18 protein-coding genes are annotated in these 15,568 nt (G+C 59.8%); 6 read left to right on the top strand and 12 right to left on the bottom strand.

Annotation, left to right across the window (positions count from 1 at the left end; translation table 11 throughout):
• The first annotated feature begins 14 nt into the window (after positions 1-14).
• The 6 genes from hemA to J2X66_RS16555 all read left to right on the top strand — a co-directional run bounded on the left by hemA (position 15) and on the right by J2X66_RS16555 (position 5,380).
• Positions 15-1,304, top strand: a complete 1,290-nt coding sequence (gene hemA, locus J2X66_RS16580) for a glutamyl-tRNA reductase (RefSeq protein WP_310266129.1) — start codon at positions 15-17, stop codon at positions 1,302-1,304.
• Positions 1,301-2,383 (top strand): peptide chain release factor 1, encoded by a 1,083-nt coding sequence (gene prfA / locus J2X66_RS16575; protein ID WP_027925953.1) that lies wholly within the window; start codon positions 1,301-1,303, stop codon positions 2,381-2,383. The genes hemA and prfA overlap by 4 nt, the downstream gene beginning before the upstream one ends.
• Positions 2,384-3,214: a peptide chain release factor N(5)-glutamine methyltransferase gene (gene prmC / locus J2X66_RS16570; RefSeq protein WP_310266127.1), complete on the top strand. Its 831-nt coding sequence runs from the start codon at positions 2,384-2,386 to the stop codon at positions 3,212-3,214.
• Positions 3,208-3,963, top strand: a complete 756-nt coding sequence (locus J2X66_RS16565; RefSeq protein WP_310266126.1) for a molybdopterin-synthase adenylyltransferase MoeB — start codon at positions 3,208-3,210, stop codon at positions 3,961-3,963. Before prmC ends, J2X66_RS16565 begins: the two co-directional genes overlap by 7 nt.
• Complete coding sequence (gene murI, locus J2X66_RS16560; protein ID WP_310266125.1) at positions 3,956-4,747, top strand: glutamate racemase; 792 nt, start codon at positions 3,956-3,958, stop codon at positions 4,745-4,747. Before J2X66_RS16565 ends, murI begins: the two co-directional genes overlap by 8 nt.
• Before the next feature lie 114 nt (positions 4,748-4,861).
• On the top strand, positions 4,862-5,380 hold the full coding sequence (locus J2X66_RS16555; protein ID WP_310266124.1) for an acyloxyacyl hydrolase: 519 nt from the start codon (positions 4,862-4,864) through the stop codon (positions 5,378-5,380).
• A gap of 54 nt (positions 5,381-5,434) precedes the next feature.
• Here J2X66_RS16555 and J2X66_RS16550 read toward each other — a convergent pair whose 3' ends face one another.
• From J2X66_RS16550 to J2X66_RS16495, 12 genes are all read right to left on the bottom strand, one after another.
• A complete protein-coding gene (locus tag J2X66_RS16550; protein WP_007942663.1) occupies positions 5,435-5,740 on the bottom strand; it encodes a YkgJ family cysteine cluster protein in 306 nt (101 codons plus the stop codon).
• Positions 5,741-5,792: 52 nt separating this feature from the next.
• Entirely contained in the window at positions 5,793-6,296 is a 504-nt protein-coding gene (locus tag J2X66_RS16545; RefSeq protein ID WP_310266121.1) for a DUF2878 domain-containing protein, read from the bottom strand.
• Positions 6,289-7,560, bottom strand: coding sequence for a cyclopropane-fatty-acyl-phospholipid synthase family protein (locus tag J2X66_RS16540; RefSeq protein WP_027925959.1), 1,272 nt, complete (start codon positions 7,558-7,560; stop codon positions 6,289-6,291). The genes J2X66_RS16545 and J2X66_RS16540 overlap by 8 nt, the downstream gene beginning before the upstream one ends.
• Positions 7,547-8,362, bottom strand: a complete 816-nt coding sequence (locus J2X66_RS16535) for a DUF1365 domain-containing protein (RefSeq protein WP_310266119.1) — start codon at positions 8,360-8,362, stop codon at positions 7,547-7,549. Before J2X66_RS16535 ends, J2X66_RS16540 begins: the two co-directional genes overlap by 14 nt.
• The gene (locus tag J2X66_RS16530) at positions 8,359-9,606 is read right to left on the bottom strand and encodes an FAD-dependent oxidoreductase (RefSeq protein ID WP_310266117.1); all 1,248 of its coding nucleotides are present in this window, start codon (positions 9,604-9,606) and stop codon (positions 8,359-8,361) included. Before J2X66_RS16530 ends, J2X66_RS16535 begins: the two co-directional genes overlap by 4 nt.
• On the bottom strand, positions 9,603-10,385 hold the full coding sequence (locus J2X66_RS16525) for an SDR family NAD(P)-dependent oxidoreductase (protein ID WP_310266115.1): 783 nt from the start codon (positions 10,383-10,385) through the stop codon (positions 9,603-9,605). Before J2X66_RS16525 ends, J2X66_RS16530 begins: the two co-directional genes overlap by 4 nt.
• Positions 10,382-10,804 carry a nuclear transport factor 2 family protein gene (locus tag J2X66_RS16520; protein ID WP_310266113.1) on the bottom strand — a complete coding sequence of 141 codons (423 nt, stop codon included), beginning with the start codon at positions 10,802-10,804 and terminating at the stop codon, positions 10,382-10,384. The genes J2X66_RS16525 and J2X66_RS16520 overlap by 4 nt, the downstream gene beginning before the upstream one ends.
• Positions 10,797-12,242, bottom strand: a complete 1,446-nt coding sequence (phrB, locus tag J2X66_RS16515) for a deoxyribodipyrimidine photo-lyase (protein WP_310266111.1) — start codon at positions 12,240-12,242, stop codon at positions 10,797-10,799. The genes J2X66_RS16520 and phrB overlap by 8 nt, the downstream gene beginning before the upstream one ends.
• Before the next feature lie 20 nt (positions 12,243-12,262).
• Positions 12,263-13,204 (bottom strand): MerR family transcriptional regulator, encoded by a 942-nt coding sequence (locus J2X66_RS16510; RefSeq protein ID WP_310266108.1) that lies wholly within the window; start codon positions 13,202-13,204, stop codon positions 12,263-12,265.
• A complete protein-coding gene (locus J2X66_RS16505) occupies positions 13,204-14,166 on the bottom strand; it encodes a DUF523 and DUF1722 domain-containing protein (protein ID WP_310266106.1) in 963 nt (320 codons plus the stop codon). Before J2X66_RS16505 ends, J2X66_RS16510 begins: the two co-directional genes overlap by 1 nt.
• Before the next feature lie 152 nt (positions 14,167-14,318).
• Positions 14,319-14,534: a TIGR02450 family Trp-rich protein gene (locus tag J2X66_RS16500; protein WP_310266104.1), complete on the bottom strand. Its 216-nt coding sequence runs from the start codon at positions 14,532-14,534 to the stop codon at positions 14,319-14,321.
• Positions 14,531-15,517: an NAD(P)/FAD-dependent oxidoreductase gene (locus J2X66_RS16495; protein ID WP_027925968.1), complete on the bottom strand. Its 987-nt coding sequence runs from the start codon at positions 15,515-15,517 to the stop codon at positions 14,531-14,533. Before J2X66_RS16495 ends, J2X66_RS16500 begins: the two co-directional genes overlap by 4 nt.
• Positions 15,518-15,568 lie beyond the last annotated feature (51 nt).

Raw genomic sequence — 15,568 nt, 5'->3', positions numbered from 1 at the left:
ATCAGCGACCTTGAATGGCCTTCCTTGCACTCGGTATCAACCATAAGACTGCGTCTGTAGACGTCCGCGAGCGCGTGGCCTTTACCCCTGAGCAGCTGGTGGAGGCCTTGCAGCAGCTCTGCCGCCTCACCGACAGCCGCGAAGCTGCGATCCTCTCCACCTGCAATCGCAGTGAGCTATATATAGAACAGGACCACCTTTCGGCGGACATCGTGTTGCGCTGGCTGGCCGATTATCACCATTTGAGCCTCGAAGAGCTGCGTGCGAGCAGTTATGTGCACGAAGATGATGCGGCAGTTCGTCACATGATGCGGGTCGCCTCCGGGCTCGATTCGCTGGTGTTGGGCGAACCGCAGATCCTCGGCCAGATGAAATCCGCTTACGCCGTGGCGCGTGAGGCCGGCACCATTGGTCCATTGCTCGGGCGCTTGTTTCAGGCGACGTTCAACGCGGCCAAGCAGGTGCGCACCGACACTGCCATCGGCGAAAACCCGGTGTCCGTGGCGTTTGCCGCGGTCAGCCTGGCCAAACAGATTTTCAGCGACCTGCAACGCAGTCAGGCCTTGTTGATCGGGGCCGGTGAAACCATCACCCTGGTCGCCCGTCATTTGCATGACTTGGGTGTGAAGCGCATCGTCGTCGCCAACCGCACCCTGGAACGGGCGAGCATTCTGGCCGAGCAGTTCGGGGCTCACGCTGTGTTGCTCTCGGACATCCCGGCCGAACTGGTGCGCAGCGACATCGTCATCAGCTCCACTGCCAGCCAGTTGCCGATCCTTGGCAAAGGCGCGGTGGAAAGTGCGCTGAAGCTGCGCAAGCACAAGCCGATCTTCATGGTGGACATCGCCGTCCCGCGCGATATCGAACCAGAAGTCGGCGAACTCGACGACGTTTACCTGTACAGCGTCGACGATCTGCACGAAGTGGTGGCAGAGAACCTCAAGAGTCGCCAGGGCGCAGCCCAGGCCGCGGAAGAGATGGTCTCGGTCGGCGCCGAAGATTTCATGGTGCGCCTGCGCGAACTGGCGGCGGTGGATGTGCTCAAGGCCTATCGTCAGCAAAGCGAGCGCCTGCGTGACGAAGAATTACAGAAGGCCCAGCGTCTGCTGGCCAACGGCACCAGTGCTGAAGACGTGCTGGTGCAATTGGCGCGCGGCCTGACCAACAAACTGTTGCACGCACCCAGCGTGCAATTGAAAAAGCTCTCTGCCGAAGGCCGCCTCGATGCGCTGGCCATGGCTCAAGAGCTCTTTGCCCTGAATGAGGGCTCATCGGATAGCTTTTCGGATAAAAAACCGCAATGAAAGCGTCACTGCTCAATAAGCTGGACATCCTCCAGGACCGTTTCGAGGAATTGACCGCCTTGCTTGGCGATGGCGAAGTCATTTCCGATCAGAACAAATTCCGCACCTACTCCAAGGAATACGCGGAGGTCGAGCCCATCGTCGGCACCTATAAACAGTTGCTCAAAGTGCAAGGCGACCTCGAAGGCGCCCAGGCACTGCTCAAGGACAGCGACCCGGACATGCGTGAAATGGCCGTGGAAGAAGTCCGCGAAGCCAAGGAGCAATTGATCGAACTCGAAGCCAGCCTGCAACGCATGCTGCTGCCCAAAGACCCGAACGACGGGCGCAACGTGTTCCTCGAAATCCGTGCCGGCACCGGCGGCGACGAGGCGGCAATTTTCTCCGGCGACCTGTTCCGCATGTATTCGCGCTACGCCGAGCGTCGCGGCTGGCGGGTGGAAATCCTCTCCGAGAACGAGGGCGAACACGGTGGCTATAAAGAAGTCATTGCCAGGGTCGAAGGCGACAACGTTTACGGCAAACTGAAATTCGAATCCGGCGCGCACCGCGTGCAACGGGTGCCGGCCACCGAATCCCAGGGCCGTATCCACACCTCGGCTTGCACCGTTGCGGTGTTGCCCGAGCCGGACGAGCAGGAAGCGATCGAAATCAACCCGGCGGACCTGCGGGTCGATACCTATCGCTCCTCGGGTGCCGGTGGTCAGCACGTCAACAAGACCGACTCGGCGATCCGCATCACGCACTTGCCATCCGGCATTGTCGTGGAGTGCCAGGAAGAACGTTCCCAGCACAAGAACCGCGCCCGGGCGATGTCCTGGCTGTCGGCCAAACTCAACGATCAGCAGACCAGCGCCGCGGCCAATGCCATCGCCAGCGAGCGTAAATTGCTGGTGGGCTCCGGTGATCGCTCCGAACGCATTCGCACCTACAACTTTGCCCAAGGCCGGGTCACCGACCACCGGGTCAACCTGACGCTGTATTCCCTCGACGAAATCCTCGCCGGTGGCGTCGATGCAGTGATCGAACCGTTGCTGGCCGAATACCAGGCCGATCAACTGGCAGCGATAGGTGAGTAAATGACGATCATTGCCAGTCTGTTGCGCGCCGCCGACTTGCCCGACTCGCCGACTGCGCGTCTGGATGCCGAGTTGTTGCTGGCTGCCGCGTTGGGCAAGCCGCGCAGTTTTCTCCACACCTGGCCGGAGCGCATCGTTCCCAGCGAAGCGGCGCTGACGTTTGCCAGTTACTTGCAGCGTCGTCGTGGCGGTGAGCCGGTGGCTTACATTTTGGGTCAGCAAGGGTTCTGGAAGCTGGACCTGGAAGTGGCGCCGCACACGCTGATCCCGCGTCCTGACACGGAATTGCTGGTCGAAGCCGCGCTTGAGCTGTTGCCGGCGACCCCGGCCAAGGTCCTCGACCTCGGCACCGGCAGCGGCGCCATCGCCCTGGCCTTGGCCAGCGAACGTCCGGGCTGGAAGGTCACGGCGGTAGATCGCGTACTGGAAGCCGTGGCCCTGGCCGAGCGCAACCGTCAGCGCCTGCACCTCAATAACGCCACGGTGCTGAGCAGTCATTGGTTCAGCGCCCTCGCTGGTCAGCGTTTCCAACTGATCATCAGCAACCCGCCTTACATCCCTTCTTCCGATCCGCATCTGGTGGAAGGCGATGTGCGCTTCGAGCCGGCCAGTGCCTTGGTGGCCGGTGCCGACGGGCTCGACGATCTGCGCTTGATCGTTGCCCAGGCGCCGGATTATCTGGAAGCGGGTGGCTGGCTGATGCTCGAACACGGCTACGATCAAGCCAGTGCCGTGCGCGACTTGCTGCTGACTCGCGGCTTTGAAAATGTCCACAGCCGAATTGATCTGGGTGGGCACGAACGTATCAGCCTGGGGCGCCTGCCGTGCTGAATGATCAGGAATTGTTGCGTTACAGTCGGCAGATTCTGTTGCAGCATGTCGACATCGACGGCCAGTTGCGACTGAAGGAAAGCCGCGTATTGATCGTCGGCCTCGGCGGGCTCGGCTCGCCGGTTGCGCTGTACTTGGCCGCGGCAGGTGTCGGTGAGCTGCACCTCGCCGACTTCGACACGGTCGACCTGACCAACCTGCAACGCCAGATCGTTCACGACACCGATAGCGTCGGCCTGAGCAAGGTTGATTCGGCGATTCGCCGTTTGACGGCCATCAATCCCGAGATTCAATTGATCGCCCACCGCACCTCGCTGGACGAAGATTCCCTCGCGGCAGCGGTTGCCGCGGTGGATCTGGTGCTGGACTGCTCCGACAATTTCTCCACCCGCGAAGCGGTCAATGCTGCCTGCGTCGCTGCCGGCAAGCCGCTGGTCAGCGGCGCGGCGATTCGTCTCGAAGGGCAGTTGTCGGTGTTCGACCCGCGCCGTCCGGAAAGTCCGTGCTACCACTGTTTATACGGGCATGGCAGCGAAGCCGAACTGACGTGCAGTGAAGCCGGCGTCGTCGGTCCGTTGGTGGGACTGGTCGGAAGCCTTCAGGCACTGGAAGCCTTGAAACTGTTGGTCGGTTTCGGTGAGCCGCTGGTGGGGCGTCTGTTGCTGATCGATGCGTTGGGCTCGCGCTTCCGTGAGTTGCGGGTCAAGCGTGATCCGGGTTGCAGCGTCTGTGGTTCGACACATGCGTGAAGCGCCGATTGGCGTGTTCGACTCCGGCGTCGGTGGGCTCTCGGTGCTGGCCGAGATCCAGCGATTGCTGCCCAACGAGTCACTGCTGTACGTCGCCGACTGCGGGAACATTCCCTACGGCGAGAAAACCCCGGAATTCATCCGCCAGCGCTGCAGCGTCATGGCCGATTTTTTCCAGAAGCAGGGCGCCAAAGCCCTGGTGCTGGCGTGCAACACCGCGACCGTCGCTGGCGTCGCTGACTTGCGTCGCGATTATCCGCAGTGGCCGATTGTCGGCATGGAGCCGGCGGTCAAGCCGGCCGCCGCCGCGACCCGCAGTGGCGTGGTTGGCGTGCTCGCCACCACCGGTACCTTGCAGAGTGCCAAATTCGCCGCGTTGCTCGACCGTTTCGCCACCGATGTGCGCGTTATCACTCAACCGTGTCCTGGCCTGGTAGAACTGATTGAAAACGGTGATCTGCACAGCGAGGCATTGCGCCAGTTGTTGGCCAGGTATGTCGAGCCGTTGCTCGGCGCCGGGTGCGACACCTTGATTTTGGGCTGCACGCATTATCCCTTCCTGAAGCCTTTGCTAAAGCAGATGATCCCCGATGACATCAGCCTGATCGACACGGGGGCGGCTGTTGCGCGACAACTTCAGCGTCTGTTGGCCGAGCGTGAACTGCTCGCTGACGGGCCGGCGCGTGCTGCCGAGTTCTGGACGAGTGCCGATCCGGTTCATTTCAGAAATATCTTGCCGATACTGTGGAATACGGCCGGCATTGTGAGAAGCTTCGAGCGTTAACTAAAAAGTTGGGGCAGTGCGGGTAATTGGGGTGAACTTCTGATTAAGCGTCGACTTCTATAGCGTTGAGTAACAAAAAAACCATACGAAATCGTTCGGAAAAGGATGTTTCTAGTGAAGCGACTATTCTGCTTGGCCGCGATTGCGGCCGCTTTGATGGGGCAAAGTTTTACCGCACAGGCGGCAGGCGTGGAGTTCGGGGTCGGTCAGACCACCGAATCAACCATGACCTATCGACTGGGCATGCAATTCGACTGGGATCAGAGCTGGTGGCAAAGCGACGTGGGTCGCCTGACCGGTTACTGGAGTGGCGCCTATACCTATTGGGAAGGTGACAAGAGCTCCAGCAACAACAGCCTGTCGTTCTCGCCGGTGTTCGTTTACGAATTTGCCGGGCAGTCGATCAAACCTTACCTCGAGGCGGGGATTGGTGTGGCGGTGTTCTCCCACACTGAAGTCGAAGACAACAACATTGGCCAGGCTTTCCAGTTCGAAGACCGTTTTGGATTCGGCCTGCGCTTTACCGGCGGGCATGAGGTCGGAATTCGTGCGACGCACTATTCCAATGCGGGTATGGCCAGTCATAACGACGGCGTAGAAAGCTACTCGCTGCACTACACAATGCCGTTGTAAAAATGTGGGAGCGAGCTTGCTCGCTCCCACATGTGTTCTTCACTGGTCTTGGTTTCAGCGATACGCCGTGCTGATCCCCTGGCGTTCTTCGATGCATTCCGGTGCGCCCATCTCGAACTCCCGGCAAATCAGCGGGCGCTTTTCGTAGATGGTGCACATCATGCTGTTGCGATCCAGCGCCGCACACCAGCCGTCGTCCAGGCGCAGCATGACTTCCCCGCCCCAATCATCGGTATCGATAAAACGTTCGGGCACGCCCGTGTCGGTGATCAGCATCACTTCAAGCTGACAGCAGCAAGCCGCGCAGGTCGAGCACGTCACGGCCGGCTCGGCGATTTGCGTGTGGGGAATGGTTTTCATGGGCGCAGTGTAAGGCAGTGGGCCGCTGCTGTGTGAAAGGCCGGACGGACGCTCAGTGGCGGGTGTCTGACGTGAGTCGCTGGGCCATGTAGTGAAGTGCGGGAAACAGGGCTGCCCAAAGCAGCCCGATGCCGATCAAGGTCGGCCATTGTCCATAAGGAAACTGCACGTCCGCCAATTGTCCGCCTGCGTAATACGACAATGGCCCACCGACGGCGCCGAGCAGGCTACCGAGCCACCAGGGTTTGGCGGTCCACGCCAGGCAGTGGCGCAACGTCGTTGCCAGCAGTGCCCACAACAGCATCAGCCACAACGGAATCAATGGCGCGACGTCGTTAAAATCGAATACGCCCAGCCAGCGCAATGAACTGTCGACGGTGGTGCCCAACAGCACAACGCTGAGGATCAATCGACCTTCATCGGTCCAGCGACTTATCCACAGCAGATGAATCACCAGCACTGCCAGTGGCACCAGCAACCACAGGCTGCTGCCGCCGACCACGCAGGCAAACCAGCCAAGCTGAAACAATACTGCATTAGCCACGCGTTCAGGCATCGAAACGGCCCAGCAGCGGCGCGGTGATCGCAGACGGTTTGGCCAACAGCAATTGTGCCGTGCCGATGGTGCGCTCCAAAAAGCCGCCTTCGCAGTAGCACAGGTAAAACTCCCAAAGCCGCAGGAAATAATCGTCGTAGCCCAACTCGCTCAAACGGCCCTGGGCACGTCGAAAATTGTCATGCCACAGGCGCAGGGTTCGCGCGTAGTGCAAACCGAAATCTTCCATGTGCAGCAGGTTCATGTCGGTGTCGCGACTGACGATCTCGAGCATTTTCTGCACGCAGGGCAGGGCACCGCCGGGGAAGATGTAGCGCTGGATGAAGTCGACGTTGCCCTTGGCCTGTTCGTAGCGTTGCTCGCGAATGGTGATCGCCTGCAGCAGCATCAAGCCGTTGCTTTTGAGCAAGTGCGCGCATTGCTTGAAGTAAGTCGGCAGAAAGCGGTGACCGACTGCTTCGATCATCTCGATCGACACCAGTTTGTCGTACTGACCGGTGAGGTCGCGGTAATCCTTGAGCAACAGTGTGACCTGGCCTTGCAGGCCAAGGGTTTCGATTCGTTGGGCGGTAAACGCGAACTGCTCTTTCGAGAGCGTGGTGGTGGTGACCTTGCAGCCGTAATGCTGCGCGGCGTAAAGCGCCATGCTGCCCCAGCCGGTGCCGATTTCCAGCAGGTGATCGTTGGGTTGCAAGGCAAGTTTCTGGCAGATCCTTTCGAGTTTGTTCAACTGCGCCTGTTCGAGGCTGTCTTCGGGGCTAAGGAATTGCGCAGCGGAATACATCATGGTCGGATCGAGAAACTGCTCGAACAGGTCATTGCCCAGATCGTAATGGGCGGCAATGTTTTTCTGCGAGCCCTTGCGGGTGTTGCGATTGAGCCAGTGCAGTCCTTGAACGAAAGGCCGGCCGAGTTTTGCCAGGCCACCTTCCAGCGCATCCAGCACGTCGAGGTTGCTGACGAAGACGCGCACCACGGCGGTCAGGTCCGGCGAACTCCAATAACCGTGGATGAACGCTTCACCCGCGCCAATTGAACCGTTGCTCGCCACCCATCCCCATGCCGCGGCGTCGAGGATGTGAATTTCCCCGATCAGATGACTGCCGGCCGTGCCGAAGACATGCCGTTCGCCGTCCTCGATGACCACCAGTTGCCCGTGTTTAAGCGCTGCAAGTTGCCGTAGCACGCCGCGGCGCAGCAACGCTCCGGTCAAGCTGTGGGGGCCAGACAAATTGACTTTGCCCAAGAGGCTAGAGGATTTCATGACGGCGATCCTTGGAGGGAGCTATGGCGGTTTGAACGCTACCAACGGCAACCCGATGAGCAAACACCGGGGTGCGTTTAAGCAAAAGGCGCAGCGCCTGCCAGTAAATCGCCAGGCAGGTTTTCGCGGTCATCCAGGGAAAATGCCGCAGGTAACGGTGCAGGCTGCTGCGGTTGAGCGTTTCGCGATGCAGGTTCAGGGTGGCGTCGAAGAGTTTCAGTTCACCCTGCCAGTCCGCCATGTGCACGCCGAGCGTGTTGGCGACAGGGCTGAAACTCATCCGGTACTCGAGATCCCGCGGTAAAAATGGCGATACATCAAATGCCTTGGTCACCACGAAATGCTGATGGAAATCGAACCGGTTCTCAGGCGACCTCGCCGGCAACACATAGAGAAAACGTTCTCGCCACGGCGTGTTAGTGACTTCGCAAACAATCGCAGCCAATTGCCCATCGGCTTCATGGCAATAGAAGAAACTCACCGGATTGAACGACAGACCCCAACTGCGCACCTGTGTCAGCAGGCATATCGACCCTTGCGGGGCATGGCCGATGACTTCGCTGACTTGCTGGCGAACCGCATCAATCAGGCGCATGCCCTTGCCGGTAAAGGTTTTCAGGTAATCCGTTTCGCGAAACGAGTAGGGTGCAAAGCGGCTGGTACCGGACAGGGGCGACAAGCCGAGCACGGCGTCCTGCTCGTCGAGGTCCAGGTACAGCAGGCCGATCCGATAGCGGAAGGCGTGGTGCCTTGGGGCAAACCGCCGGTGGGCAATCCAGCCGCTGTAGAGGGCGCTGTTCACAGCACTTCTCCAAAGGAGCGGGCGACTCGCAAGGCGCTGACCACAGCGTCTTCATGGAAACCGTTGGCCCAATAAGCGCCGCAAAAATGGCTGTGTTGTGTGCCATCCAGTTCATCCCAACGACCTTGCGCGGCGACGGCTGCCAGGCTGTATTGCGGATGGGCGTAGGTGAATGTGCCGAGCACTTTGTCAGGGCTGATGCTGGCGCTCTGGTTGAGGCTGACGCAAAACGTGGTATCGCTCTGCAAACCCTGGAGGATGTTCATGTCGTAGGTGACGGCGGCCAGTGTGTGACCGGCGCCCCCTAGGCGATAATTCCAGCTGGCCCAGGCCCGTTTGCCCACGGGCAGCAAGCGCGTATCAGTGTGCAGCACCACTTCGTTATCGGCGTAGGGCAGAGCACCGAGGATCGACCGTTCCGCATCGCTCGGCCGGGCCAACAGTTTCAACGCCTGATCGCTGTGGCAGGCAAACACGACTTTATCGAAGCGTTCGCTGCCAGCAACGCTGTGAATAACCACACCTGCGTCATCACGCTCGACGCGGGTCACGGGGCAGTTGAGACGAATCTTCTCGCGAAATGAGGCGGTCAACGGTCCGACGTAGGCATTGGAACCGCCTTCAATCACGCACCATTGTGGGCGATCGTTGATGGACAACAGCCCGTGATTCTTGAAAAACCGCACAAAAAACTGCAATGGGAAACCGAGCATGTCCGCCATGGACATTGACCAGATCGCCGCCCCCATGGGCACGATGTAATGCAGGATAAAGCGCTCGCCGTAGTGTCCGGCCTTCAAGTAATCATCCAGCGTGGTGTCGGCGGCGATGCGCCCTTGCGCCAGGTCGCGCTGGGCTTCTTTATTGAAGCGCAGAATGTCGCGCAACATACCCCAGAATCCGGGCGACAACAGGTTGCGGCGTTGGGCGAACAGGCTGTTCAGATTGTTGCCGTTGTATTCAAGACCGGTATCCGGGTCCGTCACCGAGAAACTCATTTCAGTCGGTTTGAAACCCACTCCGAGCTGGCCCAGCAGGCGGATGAAGTTCGGGTAGGTCCTGTCGTTGAAGACGATGAAACCGGTGTCGACCGCATAGCGCTGGCCATCGACCGACACGTCGACCGTGTGGGTATGACCGCCCGCCCGGTTGCCAGCCTCGAACAGGGTGATCTCATGCCGGCGATTCAGCAGGTAGGCGCAGGTCAGTCCCGAGATGCCGCTGCCGATGATGGCGATGTTCATGGGCGATCCTGGATCGGCGCAGGGCTGCGCACCATGCGTTTGCCGATGGCCAGTTTCACCGCGTTGGGCATTTTCGACAGGGGCCACAGTGCCGCCATGAACAGGCCCGGAAACGCGATCTCCAATGGCCGGTTCTTGAGTTTGGCGAAGATGTGCCGTGCCGCTTTACCCACCGGCCAACTGAGCGGCATCGGGAAGTCATTCTTGGCCGTCAGCGGTGTCTCGACGAAGCCTGGGCTGACAATAGTGACTTCGATGCCTTCCGGCGCGAGATCAATGCGCAGCGATTCAAACAGGTAGCGCAGCCCGGCCTTCGACGCACCATAGGCTTCGGCACGCGGCAGCGGCAAGTACGTCACGGAGCTCGCGACGGCCACCAGGTGCGGCGCGGTGCCGTTGCGCAGCAATGGTAACGCCGCCTCGATGCAATAGGCGCTGGCGAGCAGATTGGTGCGCACTACGTGTTCGACAATCGATGAGTCAAATTGCTGGACGTCGATGTATTCGCAGGTGCCCGCGTTGAGAATAACGGTGTCCAGCGAGCCCCAGACTTGCGCAATCTGCTCACCGATTTCACGCACCTGCTGGCTGTTGGTCAGGTCACCCGGCACCACCAGCACTTGTCCGGGATAGCGCAAGGACAAGACCTTCAACACGGCTGTCGAGCGTGCACTGACGGCCACGTGAGCGCCGGTCTTGAGTATTTCTTCGGCCAACGAGGCGCCAATACCGCTGCTGGCGCCGGTCAACCAGTAGCGTCGTGGAGTTGCCAGGCTCATCCCATTCTCCTTTTTAGCCAGGCAATCGCCCGACCCAATACGGGTAGATGTTCGTAAATCAGCGCCCCGGCATCGAAGTAATCCCGATGCCGATAAACCTTGTCGCGCCAAAGCAGGTGAGAGCAACCTTCCACTCGTATCAACTGGCCGTTGGCCAGGCGCGGGTGGCGGTAACTCATGACCCAGCGCAGATAGCCTTCGCCCTCACTGATGTGGTCGAAACCGTGAAACTCGAAATGCAGGTCACTGACATTGGTATAGAGATCGGTGAAGTAGCTGCGCAGCGCCACCAGGCCTTGTACTTCATGCAGCGGGTCAGTGAATTGCACATCATGGGTGTAGAGCTGATTGAGGTGGTGCAGGTTGTGCTTGTCCAAGGCCGCAAACTGCTCGGCAAAACGCCGCAGGAAATCACTCATGGTGTCCTCCGGCCTGTTGTCGCGAAGGCAGGCTCTTGAACGCGGCCAGCGCTCGTTGTCGGGACGTGCTCAGATTGACGATCGGCGATGGATAATCCGCCACACCGAACAGTCCGCCGAGGTTGGCCGGATTGTGAACTTCCTTTTTATTGAGCCCGGCCAGTTCTGGCAGCCAGTGCTTGATGAACACACCTTCGGCGTCGAATTTTTCCGACTGGCTCAGCGGGTTGAAAATCCGGAAGTAGGGTGCCGAATCGGTGCCGGTGGACGAGCTCCACTGCCATCCACCGTTATTCGCCGCCAGATCGCCGTCGATCAAGTGCCGCATGAAAAAGCGCTCGCCTTCGCGCCAGTCGATCAGCAGGTTCTTGGTCAGGAACATCGCCACCACCATGCGCAGCCGGTTGTGCATCCAGCCGGTCTCAAGCAATTGACGCATGGCCGCGTCGATGATCGGCAGACCGGTGCGCGCTTCTTGCCACGCCAGCAGTTCTTCTGGAGCGTTGCGCCAGGCAAGGGCTTCGGTTTCCGGGCGAAAGGCGCGATGGCGGGAGACTCGCGGGTAACCCACCAGAATATGTTTGTAGAACTCGCGCCACAGCAACTCGTTGATCCAGGTGACAGCGCCGACCTTGCCGCTTTCGAATTCGCCCTGATTGGTTTGCAGGGCGGCGTGCAGGCATTGGCGCGGGGAAATCACCCCGGCGGCGAGATAGGCCGAGAGCTGGCTGGTGCCGGGCTTGGCCGGGAAGTCCCGTTCGTCTTTGTAGTAGTCGATCTGAGCGTCGGCGAAGGTGTCGAGGCGGCGTCGGGCTTCGGCTTCACCGGCGGGCCAGAGTGTGCGCAGGCTTTCACTCGGTGTTTCGAAGCCGTCGACGCTTGTGGGAATGTTTTCTTTGTTGATCGCCAGTGGCGCCTGAGCAGCCGGCGCAGCGACCAGGCTCGGCAATGACCCGCGCAATCTGTCGTAGCAGACCTTGCGGAACTGACTGAAGACCTGAAAGTAAGTGCCGGTCCTGGTGAGCACGGTGCCCGGTTTGAACAGCAATTGGTCAAGGTAGCTATGGAAGTCGATGCCATTGGCGTTCAGCGTTTGGGCCACCGCCGCATCACGACGGCTTTCATGAACACCGTACTCTTCGTTCACGTGTACGGCGTCGACCTTCAACTGCCGACACATTTCGAGCAGCACTTTCGGCGCTTCATCCCAGTGTGATGCGTTGCGGATCAGCAAGGGGATGTTCAGGTCACCCAGTGCGCGATTCAGTTCACGCAAGTTTCGCAGCCAGAAATCCACTTTGCATGGCGCATCGTCGTGTTCCAGCCACTGCTGCGGGCTCAACAGGTATACCGCCACCGTAGGGCCGCGAGCCGCGGCAGCCGAGAGGGCGGTGTTGTCATGTAGGCGCAAGTCGCTGCGCAGCCAGATCAATTGCATGGTTGTGTCCGCACGATTCATTAAATTAGCCCACGCAGAACCAGGGCCTGATGCGCCGATAACGGGTCTTCGGCGAAGGACAAATCAACGACTCCGGAAGTTCTTGCGGACAACTCGGCGTGGTGGATGCATACGGTTGGTCCGGCAATCATTTTTGGGCAACTGACGCCATTCAACAGTTTTGGCAGCTGCGAAAGGTTCATGGCTTTGCTGGAATACAGCAGTACGCCTCGGGCTTGCAGGTGATCGACCGCCATCGCAAGTTCGCCGGCGGGTAGAGGCCAGTCGAACACCTCCACCGGGCAATCGGCGCTGCTGATCAGCCATGCAGTGAGCCATAGGTGAGGTTCCAGTGGTACATCCGAGTGATTGATCAGCAGCAATGGCGCGGCGCGCAACTGACGGTTGTTATGGTAGATGCGTGCGCCGAATTTGCTGCGTAACCAGGAATAAAAGAATGCCCGTTCCATCTGTGCACCAAACTGGCCCTGCCAGCGTTGGTCCAGTTCTGCCAGCAATGGCATCAGCAGCTGTTCGCACAAGGTGCGCGGTGGGTACAGCGCCATGGCTTGATTTACCGTGTCATCCAGGGTGCGTTCGTTCAGTTGCGACACCGCGTGCAGCAGCGTCTGGCGCAACACTTGCCAGTCGTTTTCAACGGGTTCGCTAAACGCTTGCGGCGTGTCCAGCAACTGCTTGACCTGGCTGACGGCCACGCCGCGATTGAGCCAGGTGAGGATCGTCTGGATGCGTTGAACGTGTTCGGCCGAGAACAGCCGATGGCCCTTGGGTGTGCGTTGCGGAACGATCAGCCCGTAGCGCCGTTCCCAGGCGCGCAGTGTCACGGCGTTGACACCGGTCTGCCGTGCCACTTCACGGATCGGCAGCCAGCCTTCGTCCAGCGCTTTTTTAAAGTCGTCGCCGAGGTCTTCGCTGGCGCTGGTGTCGAGTGGGGATTTCATTAGATCGCGTTCCGCAGGCTGAGGTTTTCCGGGTGCGGTTGCAGGTAAACCTGTTGCGCAATGTAGGGATCCGGGTACTGGCGGAAGTAATGCTTGAGCAGGGTCAATGGCACCACCAGCGGCACGATGCCTTGGCGGTACTGGCTGATGACGTGCTGCATTTCCTGTTTGTCTTCAGGGCTGGTGACTTGCTTGAGATAACCGCTGATGTGTTGCAGAACGTTGGTGTGGGTGCGCCGCGTGGCGCATTTTTTCAAGGCCGCCATCAGTTCGCGGAAGTAGCGTGGGCCGAGTTCTTCAGGATCGGTCTGGCCCATGTTGCCCAGCAGATTACCCAGGGTTTTGTACTGCACCGGGTTATGCGCCATCAGCAGGTATTTGTAGCGCGAGTGGAATTCGGTGAGGTCGCGGCGAGTCAGGCCTTTTTGCAGCAACTGTTGCCAGGCGCTGTAGGCAAACACGCGAGTCAGGAAGTTTTCTCGCAGTACCGGGTCGTTGAGTCGGCCGTCTTCCTCTACCGGCAGGTCAGGGTGCAGTGCACAGAATGCCTCGGCATAGAGGCCGCGTCCGCCGCCCTCCACTGGTACACCGTTGGCCTGATAGACCTTGACCCTTTCCAGGCCACACGACGGGGACTTTTGCATGAAGATGTAGCCGCAAATGTCGCTTAACTGACCCGCCATTGTCTGGCCGTATTCTTTGAGTGGCCGGGTAACGTTAAGCTCGGCGTTAACGCTGCCTACCGCTTCGGGATGCAGTGGGTTGCCGACCAGGCGAATCGGTTCTCGGGGGATACCGAGGCCGATGGCAACTTCCGGGCACACCGGGACAAAATCGAAATGATCAGCAAGGGTTCGACTGCACAGGCGTGATTCCTTGTGCCCGCCGTTATAGCGAACCTCGGCGCCCATCAGGCAGGCGCTGATAGCTATTTTTGGTCGGGTCGCTGGCTGGTCGCGCATCGAAGCACCTCGAATCTAAACTTGTACAGAGTTTCTTCTCTGTACAACATAGTCTTCATCATAGATTCAAAGGTGTACAAGTCAATTTTTTTGTATAGGTTTTTATCGTCGCCCGGGCGACCCCTGTGGGAGCGCGCTCACTTCTATCGGTTCTACTTCCAGCCCAATTGCCAGGTGTCGCTGTTCTTGAGGGTTCGCCAATCGAGGCGTTCACTGCGCTTGGTCAGCACCGCCTGCAACTCGACTTCCAGCACCGTGCCTTCCTCGTCACGGAATACCTCGGTCACCAGAAAGTGTTTTTCGCGGTGTTGCGGATGGGCTGCTGTCCACTTCGACAGCAGCAATTTATCGGGATTGATGCCGTTCACTGCAGGTGCTCATGCAATCGGCGAGCGGCTTCCTGGCCACTGAGCCAAGCGCCTTCAACCCGCCCGGACAGGCACCAGTCGCCGCATACGTAAAGGCCCAGGTCGGCATCGGCGAGCGCGCCCCATTCGTGGCTGCTGGCGGGGCGGGCATAGAGCCAGCGGTGGGCGAGGCTGAAGCTCGGGGCGGGCATGGAATCGTGCAGCAACTCAGCGAACGCACCGTGCAGCTGCTCGATCACCGCTTCCTTGGACAGGTCGATGTGTTGGCGGCTCCAGGCGCTGGTCGCATGCAGCACCCACGTATCCATGGTGTTGTCACGCCCCGGCTTGCTGCGGTTGCGGGCCAGCCAGTCGAGTGGGCTGTCCTGCACGAAGCAGCCCTCCATGGGGGTCTCCAGCGGCGTTTCGAACGCCAGGGCGACGGCCCAGGTCGGGTCCATCTTTACCCCGGCGGCAGCCCCGGCCAGCTTCGATGCCGCAGCCAGCAATGCGGTGGCTTGAGGCGCTGGCGTGGCGATCACCACATGACTGAACGGACCGTGAGTGAAGCCTTCGGCGTCCTGCAAGTGCCAGTGCTCTTCACCGCGATAGACCTCGGTGATCCGGCAAGCAAACTGCACTTGCAGATCGCCGAGCAGGCCTCTCGTGATGGCGCTCATGCGCGGCGTGCCGACCCAGCGGGTTTGTTCGTCCGGCGACAGGTTGAGCTGGCCACCGTGGTAGGTATAGAGCTGTGGCGTCCATTCAGCGACCCAGCCGTTGGCTTGCCAACGCTGAACCTCGGTGACGAAGCGCCGGTCGCGGGCAGTGAAATATTGCGCCCCCATGTCCAGAGCACCCGCATCGCTGCGTTTGCTCGACATGCGTCCGCCACTGCCGCGGCTTTTATCGAAAAGTTGAACGACATGCCCTGCGTCAGTCAGGGCCTGAGCGGCTGAGAGCCCGGCGATGCCGGTGCCGATGATTGCGATAGGTACAGTCATAGGGGCCTCGTTTACCTTTCTGTACAGACTACGCTGTGGGTCAAACCTGTA

The sequence above is a fragment of the Pseudomonas sp. 3296 genome (genome assembly GCF_031456615.1).
Taxonomy (GTDB): Bacteria; Pseudomonadota; Gammaproteobacteria; order Pseudomonadales; family Pseudomonadaceae; genus Aquipseudomonas; species Aquipseudomonas mucoides.
Note: the sequence above shows the minus strand (reverse complement) of the source record. Positions and strands in the feature narration are given on the sequence as shown.